This window comes from Diaphorobacter sp. B2A2W2, assembly GCF_056730635.1.
In genome coordinates, this window is record NZ_JBWZOR010000002.1 from 104,078 (window position 1) to 118,829 (window position 14,752).

Annotated in this window: 19 protein-coding genes; 14 read left to right on the top strand and 5 right to left on the bottom strand. The window is 65.8% G+C overall.

Features of this window, described 5'->3' with window-relative positions; translation table 11 throughout:
• Positions 1-100: 100 nt before the first annotated feature.
• The 7 genes from AC1PPL_RS03735 to AC1PPL_RS03765 all read left to right on the top strand — a co-directional run bounded on the left by AC1PPL_RS03735 (position 101) and on the right by AC1PPL_RS03765 (position 6,035).
• Positions 101-1,030 carry a branched-chain amino acid ABC transporter permease gene (locus tag AC1PPL_RS03735; RefSeq protein WP_011806482.1) on the top strand — a complete coding sequence of 310 codons (930 nt, stop codon included), beginning with the start codon at positions 101-103 and terminating at the stop codon, positions 1,028-1,030.
• Positions 1,031-1,043: 13 nt separating this feature from the next.
• Entirely contained in the window at positions 1,044-2,120 is a 1,077-nt protein-coding gene (locus tag AC1PPL_RS03740; protein ID WP_015914041.1) for an ABC transporter permease subunit, read from the top strand.
• Between the two features lie 21 nt (positions 2,121-2,141).
• Positions 2,142-2,924 (top strand): ABC transporter ATP-binding protein, encoded by a 783-nt coding sequence (locus AC1PPL_RS03745; RefSeq protein ID WP_011806480.1) that lies wholly within the window; start codon positions 2,142-2,144, stop codon positions 2,922-2,924.
• A gap of 12 nt (positions 2,925-2,936) precedes the next feature.
• Positions 2,937-3,665, top strand: coding sequence for an ABC transporter ATP-binding protein (locus AC1PPL_RS03750; RefSeq protein ID WP_011806479.1), 729 nt, complete (start codon positions 2,937-2,939; stop codon positions 3,663-3,665).
• 119 nt (positions 3,666-3,784) lie between these two features.
• Positions 3,785-4,147, top strand: a complete 363-nt coding sequence (locus tag AC1PPL_RS03755) for a DMT family protein (RefSeq protein ID WP_011806478.1) — start codon at positions 3,785-3,787, stop codon at positions 4,145-4,147.
• Positions 4,148-4,317: 170 nt separating this feature from the next.
• The gene (locus AC1PPL_RS03760) at positions 4,318-4,965 is read left to right on the top strand and encodes a DUF47 domain-containing protein (protein ID WP_011806477.1); all 648 of its coding nucleotides are present in this window, start codon (positions 4,318-4,320) and stop codon (positions 4,963-4,965) included.
• A gap of 59 nt (positions 4,966-5,024) precedes the next feature.
• A complete protein-coding gene (locus AC1PPL_RS03765) occupies positions 5,025-6,035 on the top strand; it encodes an inorganic phosphate transporter (protein ID WP_011806476.1) in 1,011 nt (336 codons plus the stop codon).
• 136 nt (positions 6,036-6,171) lie between these two features.
• Here AC1PPL_RS03765 and AC1PPL_RS03770 read toward each other — a convergent pair whose 3' ends face one another.
• Positions 6,172-6,618, bottom strand: coding sequence for an NINE protein (locus AC1PPL_RS03770; protein ID WP_123675844.1), 447 nt, complete (start codon positions 6,616-6,618; stop codon positions 6,172-6,174).
• Between the two features lie 22 nt (positions 6,619-6,640).
• Complete coding sequence (locus AC1PPL_RS03775) at positions 6,641-7,162, bottom strand: N-acetyltransferase family protein (protein ID WP_479972680.1); 522 nt, start codon at positions 7,160-7,162, stop codon at positions 6,641-6,643.
• Positions 7,163-7,289: 127 nt separating this feature from the next.
• Here AC1PPL_RS03775 and rpsP point away from each other — a divergent pair, with 127 nt between their 5' ends.
• The 6 genes from rpsP (at position 7,290) to AC1PPL_RS03805 (ending at position 11,353) form a co-directional block, all read left to right on the top strand.
• Positions 7,290-7,541, top strand: coding sequence for a 30S ribosomal protein S16 (rpsP, locus tag AC1PPL_RS03780; RefSeq protein ID WP_011806473.1), 252 nt, complete (start codon positions 7,290-7,292; stop codon positions 7,539-7,541).
• A gap of 88 nt (positions 7,542-7,629) precedes the next feature.
• On the top strand, positions 7,630-8,202 hold the full coding sequence (gene rimM, locus AC1PPL_RS03785; protein WP_252102154.1) for a ribosome maturation factor RimM: 573 nt from the start codon (positions 7,630-7,632) through the stop codon (positions 8,200-8,202).
• Positions 8,203-8,220: 18 nt separating this feature from the next.
• The gene (gene trmD / locus AC1PPL_RS03790) at positions 8,221-8,988 is read left to right on the top strand and encodes a tRNA (guanosine(37)-N1)-methyltransferase TrmD (protein WP_479972681.1); all 768 of its coding nucleotides are present in this window, start codon (positions 8,221-8,223) and stop codon (positions 8,986-8,988) included.
• Between the two features lie 113 nt (positions 8,989-9,101).
• On the top strand, positions 9,102-9,485 hold the full coding sequence (gene rplS, locus AC1PPL_RS03795) for a 50S ribosomal protein L19 (RefSeq protein ID WP_011806470.1): 384 nt from the start codon (positions 9,102-9,104) through the stop codon (positions 9,483-9,485).
• Between the two features lie 77 nt (positions 9,486-9,562).
• The gene (locus tag AC1PPL_RS03800; protein ID WP_369799245.1) at positions 9,563-10,288 is read left to right on the top strand and encodes a CoA pyrophosphatase; all 726 of its coding nucleotides are present in this window, start codon (positions 9,563-9,565) and stop codon (positions 10,286-10,288) included.
• Positions 10,289-10,366: 78 nt separating this feature from the next.
• Positions 10,367-11,353, top strand: a complete 987-nt coding sequence (locus AC1PPL_RS03805; RefSeq protein WP_287924275.1) for a CobD/CbiB family protein — start codon at positions 10,367-10,369, stop codon at positions 11,351-11,353.
• Positions 11,354-11,418: 65 nt separating this feature from the next.
• Here AC1PPL_RS03805 and rsgA read toward each other — a convergent pair whose 3' ends face one another.
• Genes rsgA through AC1PPL_RS03820 form a run of 3 tightly spaced genes read right to left on the bottom strand, consistent with a single transcriptional unit; the run spans position 11,419 to position 14,040 of the window.
• Positions 11,419-12,387, bottom strand: a complete 969-nt coding sequence (gene rsgA, locus AC1PPL_RS03810) for a ribosome small subunit-dependent GTPase A (RefSeq protein WP_041838880.1) — start codon at positions 12,385-12,387, stop codon at positions 11,419-11,421.
• 4 nt (positions 12,388-12,391) lie between these two features.
• Entirely contained in the window at positions 12,392-12,730 is a 339-nt protein-coding gene (locus AC1PPL_RS03815) for a 4a-hydroxytetrahydrobiopterin dehydratase (RefSeq protein ID WP_287806299.1), read from the bottom strand.
• Positions 12,727-14,040: a M48 family metallopeptidase gene (locus AC1PPL_RS03820; RefSeq protein WP_287806302.1), complete on the bottom strand. Its 1,314-nt coding sequence runs from the start codon at positions 14,038-14,040 to the stop codon at positions 12,727-12,729. Before AC1PPL_RS03820 ends, AC1PPL_RS03815 begins: the two co-directional genes overlap by 4 nt.
• Before the next feature lie 38 nt (positions 14,041-14,078).
• On the opposite strand from AC1PPL_RS03820, the gene orn reads away from it, so the two are divergent.
• A complete protein-coding gene (gene orn / locus AC1PPL_RS03825; RefSeq protein ID WP_015914031.1) occupies positions 14,079-14,657 on the top strand; it encodes an oligoribonuclease in 579 nt (192 codons plus the stop codon).
• Positions 14,658-14,752: the final 95 nt, after the last annotated feature.

A 14,752-nucleotide genomic window follows, 5' to 3' on the forward strand; every position in this document is an offset into this window, starting at 1 on the left:
GCGGGTTTTTTGCTAGATGGCGAACGGGCCCACAAGGCTGCATCGATTCGCGGTGCTTGGCTGGTGTGCACGTCAATAGTCGATACAAAGGACTCAACATATGGACATCTTGCTGCAGCAGATCATCAATGGTCTGGTTCTGGGCAGCATGTACGCCTTGATAGCCTTGGGCTACACCATGGTGTACGGCATCATCCAGCTCATCAACTTCGCGCACGGGGAAGTGCTCATGGTCGGCGCGCTGACCAGCTGGAGCTGCATCGGCCTCATGCAGGAGGCCATGCCGGGCGCGCCCGGCTGGCTCATTCTGCTGCTGGCCACGCTGATCGCCTGCGTGGTGGCGGCGGTACTCAATTTCACCATCGAAAAAGTCGCCTACCGGCCGCTGCGCAACAGCCCGCGCCTGGCCCCCTTGATCACCGCCATTGGCATGTCTATCCTGTTGCAGACGCTGGCGATGATCATCTGGAAGCCCAACTACAAACCGTACCCCACGCTGCTACCCACCCAGCCGTTCCAGGTGGGCGGCGCGGTGATCACCACCACGCAGGTGCTGATCCTGGGCGTGACGGTGGTGGCGCTGGCTTCCATGGTCTACCTGGTCAACTACACACGGCTGGGCCGCGCCATGCGCGCCACGGCAGAGAACCCGCGCGTGGCCGCGCTCATGGGCGTGAAGCCCGACATGGTGATCTCGGCCACCTTCATCATCGGCGCGGTGCTGGCCGCCATCGCCGGCATCATGTGGGCCTCCAACTACGGCACGGCGCAGCACACCATGGGCTTCTTGCCGGGGCTGAAGGCGTTCACCGCGGCGGTGTTCGGCGGCATCGGCAACCTGGCCGGCGCCGTGGTGGGCGGACTTCTGCTGGGGCTCATCGAGGCCATCGGCTCCGGCTACATCGGCACCCTGACTGGTGGCGTGCTGGGCAGCCACTACACCGACATCTTCGCCTTTATCGTGCTCATCATCATCCTGACGCTGCGCCCCTCGGGCCTGCTGGGTGAGCGTGTAGCCGACCGCGCCTGAGGAGCCAACGACCATGAAAAACCACAAGATCCAATGGATCCTGGGCGGCATTGCGCTGCTGGTTCTGCCCCTGGTGCTGCAGTACTTCGGCAACGCATGGGTGCGCATCGCCGATTTGGCCCTGCTGTACGTGATGCTGGCGCTGGGCCTGAACATCGTGGTGGGTTACGCCGGCCTGCTCGACCTGGGGTACGTGGCCTTCTATGCCGTGGGCGCCTACATGTTCGGCCTGCTGGCCTCGCCGCACCTGGCGGACAACTTCGCGTGGTTCGCCGCGCAATTCCCCACCGGGTTGCACATGTCGCTGTGGATGGTGATCCCGCTGGCCCTGGTGCTGGCGGCATGCACCGGCGTGCTGCTGGGCATACCGGTGCTCAAGCTGCGCGGCGACTACCTGGCCATCGTGACGCTGGGCTTTGGCGAAATCATCCGCATCTTCATGAACAACCTGGACCACCCGGTCAACATCACCAACGGCCCCAAGGGCCTGGGGCAGATCGATTCGGTGAAGATCTTCGGGTTGGACCTGGGCAAGCGGCTGGAGCTGTTCGGCTACGACATCAACTCCGTCACGCTGTACTACTACCTGTTCCTGTTCCTGGTGCTGGTCACCATTTTGGTGTGCTATCGCCTGCAGGATTCGCGCATTGGGCGCGCGTGGATGGCCATCCGCGAAGATGAGATCGCCGCCAAGGCGATGGGCATCAACACGCGCAACATGAAGCTGCTGGCCTTCGGCATGGGCGCTTCGTTCGGCGGCGTGGCCGGCGCCATGTTCGGCGCGTTCCAGGGCTTCGTCTCGCCCGAGTCGTTCAGCCTGATGGAGTCGGTGATGATCGTTGCCATGGTGGTGCTGGGCGGCATCGGCCACATTCCCGGCGTGATCCTGGGTGCCGTGCTGCTGTCCGCGCTGCCCGAGGTGCTGCGCTACGTGGCCGGCCCGCTGCAGGCGATGACCGACGGGCGGCTGGACTCGTCCATCCTGCGCCAACTGTTGATCGCCTTGGCCATGATCATCGTGATGCTGCTGCGCCCGCGGGGCCTGTGGCCCGCGCCCGAGCATGGCAAGAGCCTTGCGCAGAAGTCCTGACACCACCGCTAGAGCAACAACATGGCAGATACATCGAAAGAAGTGGTGCTGAAGGTCGCGGGCATCTCCAAGCGTTTTGGCGGCCTGCAGGCGCTGTCCGACGTGGGCATCACCATCCAGCGCGGCCAGGTCTATGGCCTGATCGGCCCCAACGGCGCGGGCAAGACGACGTTCTTCAACGTCATCACCGGCCTGTACACGCCCGATGCGGGCAGTTTTGAACTGGCGGGTCAGCCCTACGAGCCCCGCGCCGTGCACCTGGTGGCCAAGGCGGGAATTGCGCGCACCTTCCAGAACATCCGACTGTTCGCCGACATGACGGCGCTGGAGAACGTGATGGTGGGGCGGCACATCCGCACGCATTCCGGGCTCTTCGGGGCCATCTTCCGCACCAAGAGCTTCAAGGAGGAGGAGGCGGCCATCGCCAAGCGCGCGCAGGAGCTGCTGGACTACGTGGGTATCGGCAAGTACGCCGATTTCAAGGCGCGCACGCTGTCGTACGGCGACCAGCGCCGCCTGGAGATCGCGCGCGCCCTGGCCACCGATCCGCAACTGATCGCGCTGGACGAACCCGCCGCCGGCATGAACGCCACCGAGAAGGTGCAACTGCGCGAGCTGATCGACCGCATCCGCAACGACAACCGCACCATCTTGCTCATCGAGCATGACGTGAAGCTGGTGATGGGCCTGTGTGACCGTGTCACGGTGCTGGACTACGGCAAGCAGATTGCCGAGGGAACCCCTGCCGACGTGCAGAAGAACGAAAAAGTGATCGAGGCCTATCTGGGCACCGGCGGGCACTGAAGGACGCAAGACATGGCCGAAAAATCCAACAAAGTTCTATTGCAGGTCAAGGGCCTGAAGGTGGCCTACGGCGGCATCCAGGCCGTCAAGGGGGTGGACTTCGAGGTGCGCGAGGGCGAACTGGTCACATTGATCGGCTCCAACGGGGCGGGCAAGACCACCACCATGAAGGCCATCACCGGCACACTGGGCATGAACGATGGCGACATCGAGTACCTGGGCCAGAGCATCAAGGGCAAGGGCGCGTGGGACCTGGTCAAGCAGGGGCTGGTGATGGTGCCCGAGGGGCGCGGCGTGTTCGCGCGCATGACCATCACCGAGAACCTGCTCATGGGCGCCTACACGCGCGACGACAAGGCGGGCATTGCCGCCGACATCGAAAAGATGTTCACCATCTTCCCGCGCCTGCGCGAGCGCAAGGACCAGCTGGCGGGCACCATGTCCGGAGGCGAGCAGCAGATGCTGGCCATGGGCCGCGCGCTGATGAGCCAGCCCAAGGTGCTGCTGCTGGATGAGCCCTCCATGGGACTGTCGCCCATCATGGTGGACAAGATCTTCGAGGTGGTGCGCGACGTGTATGCCCTGGGCGTGACCATCGTGCTGGTGGAGCAGAACGCCAGCCGCGCGCTGGCGATTGCCGACCGCGGCTACGTGATGGAGTCCGGCCTGATCACCATGGCCGGCGGGGGACGGGATCTGCTCAGCGATCCGCGCGTGCGCGCCGCCTATCTGGGTGAGTGAAAGGGCGGCCGCTGGCCGCTGGAACAGGCACCGCTGCGGCGGTGCTTTGTTTTTTATAGCTACCAGCGCTTGATGGATATGCGCTAGAGTGTGATTTGGCTTGTAAAATCCGCCGCGCCATGCACGCTCTGCAATCCCTGCCCATCCCCCTCCAGACCATCCTGCTGCTGGTTGCCAGCAACATCTTCATGACCATGGCCTGGTACGGCCACTTGAAGAACCTGGCCACCGCCCCGTGGTACGTGGCGGCACTGGTGAGCTGGGGCATCGCCCTGTTCGAATACCTGTTGCAGGTGCCGGCCAACCGCATTGGGCATACGCAGTTCAGCGTGGGGCAGCTCAAGATCATGCAGGAGGTGATCACGCTGACGGTGTTCGTGCCCTTCGCCGTGTTCTACCTGAACGAGCCGCTCAAATGGGACTACCTCTGGGCGGGTCTGTGCCTCGTCGGGGCGGTGTACTTCATCTTCCGCAGCGCGTAGGAGCCGACCCGCCCCGGCCCTGCCGGGGGCGCGGGTCTCTGCGCATCCGCTTTGACCTGGTGCGCCGGGCGCTGTCTAGCGCCGGTTAAACTCGCGGTTTTCGCAGATTTGTCACGTCTTGGTCATCTCTGCGTCACATATACCGCCAGAAGGTTCGATCAGGAGTCGGCATGTTGTTTGGAAAGCTGTTGCCCCGCGAGGGCAATTTTTTCGAGATGTTCAACCAGCATGCAGACCGCATCGTCGAGGCCGCGCGGGCGTTCTCGCAACTGGTGGCGAACTACAGCGACACCCACCTGCGCGACCAGTACAACCAGGACGTGGACAACGCCGAGCGCGCCGCCGACCGCGTGACGCACGAGGTCAACCGCACGCTGCACAAGACCTTCATCACGCCCATCGACCGTGAGCAGATCCACTCGCTGATCAACACCATGGACGACGTGGCCGACCTGATCCAGGACTCGGCCGAGACCATGGCGCTGTACGACATCCACCACATGACGGACGAGATCACCCGCCTGACGGACCTCAGCCTCAAGTGCTGCGAGCGCGTGCAGGACGCGGTGAAGCTGCTGTCGCGCATTGCCGATCCGGCCGTGGCCGAGGCCGCGCTCAAGACCTGCGAGGAAATCGACCGCCTGGAGGGCGACGCCGACCGCGTGCTGCGCAGCGCCATGAGCAAGCTGTTCCGCGAGGAGCCGGACGTGCGCGAGGTCATCAAGCTCAAGGCCATCTACGAGCTACTGGAGACCATCACCGACCGCTGCGAAGACGTGGCCAACCTCATCGAGGGCATCATCCTCGAGAACTCCTGAGGCGCGGCCGCAGGCCTGCGCTTCGCATCCCTGGCAGGGCTCGCACCCTCATTCCCAGCATGGAAACAGTACAAACCGCCCTGTGGATCGTGGTCGTGCTCGTGGCGCTCGCCATCGTGTTCGACTTCATGAACGGGTTCCACGACGCCGCCAACTCCATTGCCACCGTGGTCTCCACGGGCGTGCTCAAGCCCACGCAGGCCGTGGTCTTCGCGGCCTTCTTCAACTTCGTCGCCATCTTCGTGTTCCACCTGAGCGTGGCGGCCACCATCGGCAAGGGCATCGTGGACCCGAGCGTGGTGGACACCCACGTGATCTTCGGCGCGCTGGTGGGGGCCATCACCTGGAACGTCATCACCTGGTACTACGGCATCCCCAGCAGCTCATCGCATGCACTGATCGGCGGCATCGTGGGCGCGGTGATCGCCAAGACCGGCGCGGGCGCACTGGTGGCCAGCGGCATCTTCAAGACCGTGGCCTTCATCTTCGTGTCGCCCATGCTGGGTTTCCTGCTGGGCTCGTTGATGATGCTGATCGTGGCCTGGGTCTTCCGTCGCACCAGTCCGAACCGCGTGGACAAGTGGTTCCGCCGGCTGCAGCTCGTCTCCGCCGGGGCCTACAGCCTGGGCCACGGCGGCAACGACGCGCAAAAGACCATCGGCATCATCTGGCTGCTGCTGATCGCCACGGGCTACGCCTCGGCGGGCGATGCCTCGCCCCCCATGTGGGTCATCATCTCGTGCTACGCGGCCATCGGCATGGGCACCATGTTCGGCGGCTGGCGCATCGTGAAGACCATGGGCCAGAAAATCACCAAGCTCAAGCCCGTGGGGGGCTTCTGCGCCGAGACCGGCGGCGCGATGACGCTGTTCATCGCCACTGCGCTGGGCATCCCCGTGTCCACCACCCACACCATCACGGGTGCGATCGTGGGCGTGGGTTCCACCCAGCGCGCTAGCGCCGTGCGCTGGGGCGTGGCCGGCAACATCGTCTGGGCGTGGATCCTGACCATCCCCGCCAGCGCCTTCGTGGCGGCGATCGCTTATTGGGTGAGCCTGCAGCTCTATTGACCTTCGCGGGGCGGCGGAGCCGGTGGGCGCCAGCTTTGCGCCGCAGTGCGCGGCGCCGCGATCTGCCAGGCTGGAGTGGTTTTGCTATCGTTTGAGTAGCTGCTCGCGCTTTTCCATCAAGCGCTGGAGCCTGATCTCATTGTGAAATCTTGCGCGCTTCCTCGATCTGGTATTCAAAGTAGCGCTGGAAGCTGAAGGCAATGCTGGCCATCAGCACGGCCGTGCCCACCAGCAGCGATGTCGCAATGGCAAACACCGTGAACCAGTGCGTCCGCCCCGGCGCGGCGTCGGGCGCCGCAGCGGGGTTGAAGCGCGCGTTCCACCGCTCGGGCGTCATCAGACCGTAGAGAATCGCGCGCAGTGCGCAGCCTGCGATCGTGAATCCCAGCAGCGGAATCAGCATCCAGCTCAGCTGATCGTCCTGCCCCCATTGCTGCACGCGCTGGATGCCGTACACGCCCAGGGCCGTGGGGATCGGCAGCAGCCAGCCGATCCAGTCGCCCAGTCCGTACAGGTAAAAGCGATGCATCCCCAGCGGGCCGCCCAGGAATGCCAGCCACGCGGCAACAGTCTTGTTCTTCATGGCCGCGATTATTGGCGCGCCTTCATTCGGGGGCGGTGGTATCGCCCGCGCCCAGGGGCTTTTCCATGAGCACGATGTCGCGCCAGGCGCCGAACTTCCAGCCCACGGAGCGCATCACGCCCACGTCGGTGAAACCTGCGGCCCGGTGCACGCCGATGGAGCCCGCATTGGCCGAGTCGCCGATCACCGCCAGCAGCTTGCGAACGCCGGCGGCCTCGGCCTGCATGGCGAGGGCCTCCAGCAGCTGCCGTCCCAGGCCCCGGCCGCGCGCCGCGTCGGCGACATAGATCGAATCCTCGGCTGAGAAACGGTAGGCAGGGCGGGGCTTGAACCAGTTGCAGTAGGCAAAGCCCAGGACCTGGCCTGCTTCTTCAGCCACCAGGTAGGGCAGGCCCTTGGCCAGCACATCCGCGCGACGCGCCGCCATGTCCTGCGCCGTGGGCGGGTCGATCTCGAAGGTGCCCGTGCCGTGCAGCACGTGGTGGGTGTAGATGGCGGTGATGGGGGCGACGTCTTCGTCCCGGCTGGCGCGGATGAGGGGCATCTTTTCTGTGTTGTGGATATAATCGCGGACTTTGCAGCGTGTCGCTGGCCGGGTGGCCAAGTCGCGTGTCTCAAACGCCGCAAAACAGAGCGCAGCCACTGCTGTGTAACCACCCGAAGGATTCATTATGGTCGTGATTCGACTCTCCCGCGGCGGCTCCAAGGGCCGTCCGTTCTTCAACATCGTCGTTGCCGACAAGCGCGTGCGCCGTGACGGCCGCTTCATCGAGCGCCTGGGCTTCTACAACCCTTCCGCCAAGGAAGGCGAAGAAGGCCTGCGCATCGCCCAGGACCGCCTGACGTACTGGAAGGGCGTGGGCGCACAACCCTCTCCCACCGTGGACCGTCTGATCAAGCAAGCCGCCCAGAAGGCCGCCTGATCGTTCGCACTCCCGAAAAGGGCGGGCTCCGTTGGTGCAACTGACGGACCCCGCCTTTTTCTTTGCCTCACCATCGCATCCCGCCGCCATGCCCCAGCTGCCTGTCCTGGAAACCGCCGAACTGCCCTCTGACGCTGTGGAGGTGGGCCGCATCACCGATGCCTGGGGCGTGAAAGGGTGGTTCAAGGTGCTGCCCTACAGCAGCAACCCCGAGGCCCTGCTCGCCGCCAAGTCCTGGCTGTTGCAGCCGGCGGAAAAGGGCGCCAAGAGTTTTTTCGCTGGCACCGTGCTGCTGCCCATCCGGCAGGCGCGCACGCATTCGGACTCGGTGGTCGCCTGGGCGCAGGGTGTGGACGACCGTGACGCAGCAGAGGCGCTGCGCGGCGCGCGCATCTTCGTGCCCCGCGCCAACTTCCCCGCGGCGGGCGATGACGAGTACTACTGGGTGGACCTGATCGGCCTGCCTGTGGTCAACCGCGAGGGCGTGGCGCTGGGCACCGTGCGCGACCTGCTGCCCACGGGGCCGCAGACCACGCTGGTGCTAGCCTACGAGCACGAAGGCAAGCCGCACGAGCGCATGATTCCCTTTGTGTCGGCCTATGTGGACAAAGTGGACCTGGCGGGGCGCTGCATCACCGTGGACTGGCAACCTGACTATTGAGGCGGTTGTCCGCGTGCCATGCGTTTCGATGTCATCACCCTGTTTCCCGAGCTGTTCGAGCCGTTTCTTGCCAGCGGCGTGACGCGGCGCGCCTACGCGTCGAGCCAGGTAGAGGTGCGGCTGTGGAACCCGCGCGACCATGCGGAGGGCAACTACCGCCGCGTGGATGACCGGCCCTTTGGCGGCGGCCCCGGCATGGTCATGCTGGCCGAGCCGCTGGCGCGCTGCTTGGCCGCCATCCGCGCCGATCGCGCCGAGGCCCAGCAGGCGCGGGCGCCCCTGGTGCTGTTCTCCCCCATTGGCCGCCGGCTGGACCATGCCGCGGTGCAGGACTGGTCCGCCGGCGCGGGTGCCATCTTGCTTTGCGGACGCTACGAGGGCGTGGACCAGCGTTTCATCGACGCCTACGTGGATGCGCAGATCAGCCTGGGCGACTTCGTGCTTTCGGGTGGCGAGATCGCGGCCATGGCGCTGCTGGACGCCGTGGCGCGCCTGCAGCCGGGCGTGCTGCACGCCGAGGGCAGCCACCAGCTCGACAGCTTCAACCCCGCGCTGGACGGGCTGCTGGACTGTCCGCACTACACGCGCCCCGAGGAATGGGCCGGCCGCGCCGTGCCCGCGCCGCTGCTGTCCGGCCACCATGCGCAAATCGAGCGCTGGCGGCGCGATCAGCGCCTGCTCATCACCGCGCGCCACCGCCCGGACCTGCTGCAGGCCGCGCGCGAGCGCGGGCAGCTCACGCGCGCGGACGAGGCCCTCTTGGCGCAAAACGCAAGCTTGCTATAATCATCTGTTCTCGATCCTCTGGCCGGCCGCTGTGGGCCTGAACCATAGCCACAAAGGCGCCAATAGGGGCGCCCTGCCAATCCTGGCGCGGACATGATCGTCGGAAACCAACCATGAACCTGATCCAGATCCTCGAGCAGGAAGAAATCGCCCGCTTGAACAAGACCATTCCCTCGTTCGCGCCTGGCGATACCGTCATCGTGAACGTGAACGTGGTGGAAGGCACCCGCAAGCGCGTGCAGGCCTACGAAGGCGTCGTGATCGCCAAGCGCAACCGTGGCCTGAACAGCGGCTTCACCGTGCGCAAGATCTCCAGCGGCGAAGGCGTGGAGCGCACGTTCCAGACCTACAGCCCGCTGATCGCCAGCATCGAAGTGAAGCGCCGCGGCGACGTGCGCCGCGCCAAGCTGTACTACCTGCGCGAGCGCAGCGGCAAGTCGGCGCGTATCAAGGAAAAGCTGCCTTCGCGCGTCAAGGCAGCTGCAGTGGCCGCATAAATACGGCTGCGCTTCCCGCGCGACTCGAAACCGCTACAGTGCGAAAGCCTGTAGCGGTTTTTTCTTTTTGAACCCCCGTGAGTTCTCATCGTCCTGTCGGCGCGTCCTCTGCGGCGGCCCTGCCTTCGCTGTCCTCGCTGCCTCACTTCGATCCGCGCACCGTGCCGCTCGTAGGGGTGGACGACCATTTACCCGCCGTGCCCCCGCATGCACAGACGCCGGAGGCACTGCGCCTGCGCTTTGCCGCGCCGCCGCCCTGGACGCCTGAGGTGCAGCGCGAGAAGAAGTTCGCGGAACGCGAGCCCGCGCACGCCGCCGTCCTCGTGCCGATCGTGCTGCGCGATCGGCCCACGGTATTGCTCACCGAGCGCACGGCGCACCTGTCCACGCATTCCGGCCAGGTGGCCTTCCCGGGGGGGCGCACCGATCCCGAAGACCGCGATGCCGCCGCCACCGCGCTGCGCGAGGCGCAGGAGGAGGTAGGCCTGGAGCCGCACTGGGTCGAGGTGCTGGGCAACCTGTCGATGTATGTGACGGGCACCTCGTTCCTCGTCACGCCGGTGGTCGCGCTGGTGCGGCCGGGCTTCGCGCTCCAGCCCAACCCGTACGAGGTGGCCGACGTGTTCGAGGTGCCGCTGGACTTCCTGCTCAACCCCGCGCACCACGAGCGTCACCGACTGCAGTGGCAAGGCGCGCAGCGCGAATGGTTCGCCATGCCCTACCAGGACGGCGCGACGACGCGCTACATCTGGGGTGCCACGGCTGGCATGCTGCGCAACTTCTACCGCTTCATGATGGCCTGAAGGGGGGCGCCGCAGCGAGGCTGCCGCGCTGTCGCCCGTGGTGTTGGGCCTTGTAACAAGCGCCAGTATGATTGCCGCATGAGTTTCTTTGCCATCCTGTTCGCATTGCTGATCGAGCAGGCGAGACCGCTCGCGCGCAGCAACCCCATCCATGCCGGACTGCGTGCCTGGGCGGTGTCGGTGAACCGCAACTTCGACGCGGGGCAGTCGCACCACGGCTGGGTGGCCTGGGGACTGGCCGTGCTGGTGCCGCCGCTGGTGGTGTTGGCGGTGCACTTGGCGCTACTGCACTGGCTGGCGTGGCCGTTCGCCCTGGTCTGGAACGTGGCCGTGCTCTACGTGACGCTGGGCTTTCGCCAGTTCAGCCACCATTTCACGGGTATACGCGACGCGCTGGAGGAGGGCGACGCGGCCGATGCGCGGGCGCGTCTGGCGCAGTGGAAGCAGGTGGAGGTGAGCGAGCTGCCACGCAGTGAGATCGTGCGCCACGTGATCGAGTACTCGGTGATTGCGGCGCACCGTCATGTGTTTGGCGTGCTGGCGTGGTTCTCCATCCTTGCGGCGCTGGGGTTGGGCCCGACCGGGGCGGTGCTCTACCGCCTGGCGGAGTTCGTGTCGCGCTACTGGGGCGCGCGTGCGCGCGAGACGACGCAGCCGCCCAGCGAGTCGCTGCAGCAGGCCGCGGCCCAGGCATGGACGGTGATCGACTGGCTTCCCGCACGGCTGACGGCGTTGTCTTTTGCCGTGGTGGGCAGCTTCGAGGAGGCCATCGAGGGCTGGCGCTTCCACGCACAGCGCTTCCCCAACGACAACGATGGCGTGGTGCTGGCGGCAACCGCCGGGGCCATCAATGTGCGCCTGGGCGGCGAGGCGCTGCGCAGCCGCGCAGGTGCGCAGGTGCAGCCGGGCTTCGAGGTGGACGCCGACATTGGCGACAGCGACAGTACTCCTGGCCGCGAGCCCGAGGTAGGCCACCTGCGCAGCGTGGTGGGGCTGGTGTGGCGCTCGGTCGTGGTGTGGATGCTGCTGCTGGCCTTGCTCACCTTCGCACGGTTGCTGGGGTGATGCTCCTTATTTGATAGCTGTTAGCGCTTGCTGGATAAGCGCGATAGCCACTTTTTGCTTCAAACTCAGTAGGGGCTCTCGCTCAACTCCGCAAACAACTCGCCATAGATGCGGTAGCGCTGGGGGCTAATGGCCTGCGCGTCTTGTTCGTCGCGCACCTGGGCCTGCACCGCGCACCCGGGCTCGTGCAGGTGGGTGCAGTTGTAGAAGCGACAACCCTCGGCATGGGCTGCGATGTCGGGCATGTAGCGCGCCAGGTCGGTGGGCGCGAGGTGGCGCAGTCCAAATTCCTGAAAGCCAGGCGAATCGATGAGCGCCGTAGTGCGCTGCGGGTCGATCCAGTACAGCGTGGTGGTGGTGGTGGTGTGGCGGCCCGAATTGAGGGCCTGCGAGATCTCGCCCGTCTGTGCCGAGGCGCCGGGCACCAGCAGGTTGACCAGCGTGCTCTTGCCGGCGCCCGAGGGGCCCAGCACCAGCGTGGTCTTGCCGGCCAGCAGGTGCATCAGCATGTCGCGGTCCACCGCCCCCGATTCGCTGAGTGACAGCGGCAGCACGCGGTAGTGGTGCTGCGTGTCCTGCTCGCCCCCCATATGGCGGTAGGGCCACAGGCGCTCCCAGGCGCGCGCGAACGGCTCGACCAGGTCGCTCTTGTTGAGCGCGATCAACGGCGTGATGCGCGCCGCTTCTGCGGCGATGAGGGCGCGCGCGAGTTGGCTTTCGGAGAACACAGGCTCGGCCGCGATCAGGATCAGCACCTGGTCCAGGTTGGCGGCGAACGACTTGGTGCGCACCTCGTCCTGGCGGTACAGCAGGTTGCGCCGCTCCAGCACCTTTTCGATGGTGCCCTCGTCGCCATGGCCGCGGCCTTGGCCGGGCGCGGCGGGCTGCCACAGCACGCGGTCGCCCACCACGGCCTGGCTCTTCTTGCCGCGCGGGTGGCAGATGCGGCGCTCGCCGCCCGCGCTCTCCACCACGCAATGGCGGCCGTGGCTGGCGACCACCAGGCCTTCAAGGCGCGCAGGGGCTTGGGCCATGGGCTCAGGGTGCGAGCAGTGCATCGATGCGCGTCGCGCAATCGATGTCGGTCGCCGAAATGCCGGCCACATCATGCGTATTCAGGCGCACCACGCAGCGGCCGTAGTGCACCGACAGATCGGGGTGGTGGTCCTGCACATGGGCAATGAAGGCCACGGCATTCACGAAGGCCATGGTCTCGTGGTAATTGGCGAAGCGGTAGGTCTTCTCGATGGCGACATCGGCGCCGTCGCCGGACAGTTGCCAGCCCGGCAGATCGACCAGTTTTGCTACTATTTCAGTAGCTGTCAGCGCGCGCCTGGTTTGTGTGGACCAGTCTTTCTTGGGGAACATCGAATTCATGGCTGCAAGGCCACGGGCAGACGCGCCAGGCGCTCCGTGGCGGGAGGGTGGGAGTAGTAGAACTTCGCAAACACCGGATCGGGCGTGAGCGTGGAGGCGTTGTCTTCGTAGAGCTTGAGCAGGGCGGACGCCAGGTCGCCGCCGCTGCTCTGGGCCGCGGCGTAGGCATCGGCCTGGAACTCATGGCGCCGCGAGAGCTGTGCCAGTACGGGTGTGACGAACAGCGTGAACACGGGCGCTGCAAGCAGGAACAGCAGCAGCGCCAGCGCGTCGTTGGGCGCGGCGCCGGGCACGCCCGGCAGCATCAGGTTGGGTTGCACGCCCAGGCCCGTGTAGAACCACGCGCGCGTGGACAGCCAGCCCAGCAACGCAAAGCCCGCCAGGCTGATGGCGAACATGCCGACCAGGCGCCGCGTGATGTGCTTGTGCTTGAAGTGGCCCAGTTCGTGCGCGAGCACGGCTTCCACTTCGCCGGGCGACAGCTGTTTGAGCAGCGTGTCGTAGAACACCACGCGCTTGGCCTTGCCCACGCCGGTGAAATAGGCGTTGGCGTGCGCGCTGCGGCGGCTGCCGTCCATCACGAACAGGCCCTTGGCTGCGAAGCCGCAGCGCTGCATCAGCGCGGTGACGCGCGCCTTGAGCGATTCGTCCTCCAGTGGCTGGAACTTGTTGAACAGCGGCGCGATGAACAGCGGGAAAACCACCATCAGCAGCAGATTGAAGCCCATCCACGTGCCCCAGGCCCACAGCCACCACAGCGGTCCGGCGGCGCCCATGAGCCACAGGATCAGCGCCGCGATCGGTAGGCCGATCACCGCGCCCAGCAGCGTGGACTTGAGCAGGTCGGCCAGCCACAGGCGCGGGGTCATCTGGTTGAAGCCGAAGCGCTGCTCGATCACGAAGGTCTGGTACAGCGCGACGGGCAGGTCGATGGCACCACCGATGAGCACGAAGCAGGCCAGCAGTGCCAACTGCTGCAGCATGCCACCGCCCAGCCAGGACAGCAGCGCCTGGTTCAGCGCATCCAGCCCACCCAGCAGCGTCCAGCCCAGCACCACGGCGGTAGCCAGCGCCATTTCCAGCAGGCCGAAGCGCGCCTTGGCAATGGTGTAGTCGGCCGCCTTCTGGTGCGCGGCGAGCGGAATGCGGTGGGCGAAGGCCGTGGGCACGGCGCCGCGGTGCTGCGCCACGTGGCGGATCTGGCGTGTGGCCAGCCACAGGCGCAAGGCAAGGCCTGCGAGCAGCAGTCCGGCGAACACCAGTGTGGTCAGGTGAGATGGCGAGAGGAGGGAGGCGGAAGGAGGCTGCATCTGCGCGCGAGTTTAGGCCATCGGCGACAATTCCCGGCATGTCTGACACTGCCAACCCTACTGTTCCCGCGCTTGCCAAGTCCGACCAGAACCTCGTCTGGCTGGACTGTGAAATGAGCGGCCTCAACCCCGAAACCGAACGCCTGCTGGAGATCGCCGTGGTCGTCACCAGTGCCGACCTCACGCTGCGCGTCGAAGGGCCGGTCTTCGCCATCCACCAGGCGGACGCGGTGCTGGACGGCATGGACGCCTGGAACAAGGGCACGCATGGCCGCAGCGGCCTCATCGACAAGGTGCGGGCCTCCACGATCACCGAGGCCGATGCCGAGCGCGAGCTGCTCGCCTTCCTGTCGCGCTATGTACCCAAGGGCGTGGTGCCGATGTGCGGCAACAGCATTGGGCAGGACCGGCGCTTCCTGGTGAAGTACATGCCCAAGCTGGAGGCGTTCTTCCACTACCGCAATGTGGACGTGAGCACACTGAAGGAGCTGGCCAAGCGCTGGAAGCCCGAGGCCTACAGCTCGTTCAAGAAGGCGCAGCGCCATACGGCCCTGGCCGATGTGCACGAATCCATCGACGAACTACTGCACTACCGCACGCATCTGCTGGCCGTTTGATCCCCGTTTGCGGGAAAACCCGAATCGTGCGACAATTACAGGCTTGCGTGAAAACGACCCCCAAACCCGACTGAAGGTTTGGCCGCATCGCGCAG

Coding starts and splice junctions, on each gene's coding strand:
- AC1PPL_RS03750 (WP_011806479.1), top strand. CDS start 2,937: ATGGCCGAAAAATCCAACAAAGTTCTATTGCAGGTCAAGGGCCTGAAG.
- trmD (WP_479972681.1), top strand. CDS start 8,221: ATGCGTTTCGATGTCATCACCCTGTTTCCCGAGCTGTTCGAGCCGTTT.
- AC1PPL_RS03745 (WP_011806480.1), top strand. CDS start 2,142: ATGGCAGATACATCGAAAGAAGTGGTGCTGAAGGTCGCGGGCATCTCC.
- AC1PPL_RS03760 (WP_011806477.1), top strand. CDS start 4,318: ATGTTGTTTGGAAAGCTGTTGCCCCGCGAGGGCAATTTTTTCGAGATG.
- AC1PPL_RS03735 (WP_011806482.1), top strand. CDS start 101: ATGGACATCTTGCTGCAGCAGATCATCAATGGTCTGGTTCTGGGCAGC.
- AC1PPL_RS03765 (WP_011806476.1), top strand. CDS start 5,025: ATGGAAACAGTACAAACCGCCCTGTGGATCGTGGTCGTGCTCGTGGCG.
- rimM (WP_252102154.1), top strand. CDS start 7,630: ATGCCCCAGCTGCCTGTCCTGGAAACCGCCGAACTGCCCTCTGACGCT.
- AC1PPL_RS03755 (WP_011806478.1), top strand. CDS start 3,785: ATGCACGCTCTGCAATCCCTGCCCATCCCCCTCCAGACCATCCTGCTG.
- rsgA (WP_041838880.1), bottom strand. CDS start 12,387: ATGGCCCAAGCCCCTGCGCGCCTTGAAGGCCTGGTGGTCGCCAGCCAC.
- rplS (WP_011806470.1), top strand. CDS start 9,102: ATGAACCTGATCCAGATCCTCGAGCAGGAAGAAATCGCCCGCTTGAAC.
- AC1PPL_RS03740 (WP_015914041.1), top strand. CDS start 1,044: ATGAAAAACCACAAGATCCAATGGATCCTGGGCGGCATTGCGCTGCTG.
- AC1PPL_RS03770 (WP_123675844.1), bottom strand. CDS start 6,618: ATGAAGAACAAGACTGTTGCCGCGTGGCTGGCATTCCTGGGCGGCCCG.
- AC1PPL_RS03820 (WP_287806302.1), bottom strand. CDS start 14,040: ATGCAGCCTCCTTCCGCCTCCCTCCTCTCGCCATCTCACCTGACCACA.
- orn (WP_015914031.1), top strand. CDS start 14,079: ATGTCTGACACTGCCAACCCTACTGTTCCCGCGCTTGCCAAGTCCGAC.
- AC1PPL_RS03815 (WP_287806299.1), bottom strand. CDS start 12,730: ATGAATTCGATGTTCCCCAAGAAAGACTGGTCCACACAAACCAGGCGC.
- rpsP (WP_011806473.1), top strand. CDS start 7,290: ATGGTCGTGATTCGACTCTCCCGCGGCGGCTCCAAGGGCCGTCCGTTC.
- AC1PPL_RS03805 (WP_287924275.1), top strand. CDS start 10,367: ATGAGTTTCTTTGCCATCCTGTTCGCATTGCTGATCGAGCAGGCGAGA.
- AC1PPL_RS03775 (WP_479972680.1), bottom strand. CDS start 7,162: ATGCCCCTCATCCGCGCCAGCCGGGACGAAGACGTCGCCCCCATCACC.